This window comes from Kitasatospora sp. NPDC057198 (assembly GCF_042670125.1).
GTDB lineage: Bacteria > Actinomycetota > Actinomycetes > Streptomycetales > Streptomycetaceae > Kitasatospora.
This window is the reverse complement of record NZ_JBHUWH010000872.1, coordinates 1-1,290: the sequence shown is the minus strand read 5'-3', so window position 1 is coordinate 1,290 and position 1,290 is coordinate 1. Positions and strand designations below refer to the sequence as shown.

Sequence of the window (1,290 nt, the reverse complement as noted above, 5' to 3'; positions counted from 1 at the left end):
GGTTCGCGGCCGACCAGGCGGAGCGCGGCGTAGATCTGACCGAGCCACAACTCCTCGGGCGTGCACGGGTGTCGGCGCCACCGCGCGAGGAGCACGGCCAGGTGCTCGGCCCCGCAGGCGACCAGCAGCCGTCCGCCGCCCGGATCCCGGCCCCGGACCACCGCGCTGTACCTGCCCCCGGCGGCGGGCCGCTCCCCGCAGACCTGGCAGATCCGTGCGGGCGCCACGTCCTCAGCCCTCCCCCGGGACGGCGTGCAGTTCGGCGTCCGCCGGGAGCGCCGACAACGGCTCCGGGGAAATGGGTGTCGCATGACGGCGGGTGTCCATGACGGCGCTTCCTTCCGCCCCCCTGCCGGTGGCCCCCGCGCCTACCCGTCCCCCTCCGGCGGAAAACCGGAGGGGGCCACCCCCCTTGCCGGGCAAGCCTTCTGACATCGATGCAGCCACCCGGCCACTACCGGGCGGGGTCGCCCGCCTCGAACCTCCGGTCCGTCCCGGTGGTCCTCAGCAGCCGCACCGGCCGGCCGCCCGGCACGCCGAGCCGGGACGCGACAGTCGGAACGCGGCAGCCGGAACGCGTCGGCCGCCCGCCGGGCCACGACCGGTTCGTTGGGGCCGGAGGAGGAGCAGGAACCCAGCCCTCTCACCCTCGCCCGCGCCACGTACGCCACCCCGCACGCCCGGCACTGCGCGTTGCGCCGCCACCTCGACACCGCCCACCGCCCACCGCCCACCGCCGCGGCCCCTACCGCACCGCCCCCGCCGTCACCCTGCGCCGCCGAACCGGCCGGCGCCCCTCACCCCTCCTCCTCGTGCACCGCCGCCTCCTCCGCCGACGCTCCCGGGCGCTCCGCCGCCGGCTCGCTCTCCCCCTCCCAGACCTCCGGACGCTCCGCCGCCAGCTTGTCCTCCAGCGGCTCGCCGCGCGCCTGCTCCTCCCCCGTCACCCCGAACGACTCGGCGGCGACCGGCCGGTCCCCGGGCACCGGCGGGCGCTGCGGGTCGGCGGCGCGGTCGGCGGTGGGCGAGCCGTCCGCGAGGTTCGGGAGTCCTTCGTCGCGCGGGTCGGCGCCCGGGTCGGCGGGGCGGGCCCGTTCGGGGTCGAGCGCGGCGGGGGCGTCCTCCACCGCGTCCGGGCGCACCGGGCGGGACGGGGTGCGCGGCGGGCCCGGCGGATCCAGCTCCCGGGTCACTCCTCCCCCGCCGTCCCCGTCCCCGTCGCCGCTCCCGCCGTCCGTCTCGTCCGGCTGGACGCCCGGCACCGGCCCCTCGGCGATCTCGGGCTGCTGC

General features: G+C 79.1%; 2 pseudogenes. Both read right to left on the bottom strand.

Annotation, left to right across the window (positions count from 1 at the left end):
- Nucleotides 1–227 (bottom strand): annotated as a pseudogene (locus ACFUEL_RS39765) (hypothetical protein); the annotation flags it as partial.
- A gap of 570 nt (nucleotides 228–797) precedes the next feature.
- Nucleotides 798–1,290 (bottom strand): annotated as a pseudogene (locus tag ACFUEL_RS39760) (hypothetical protein); the annotation flags it as partial.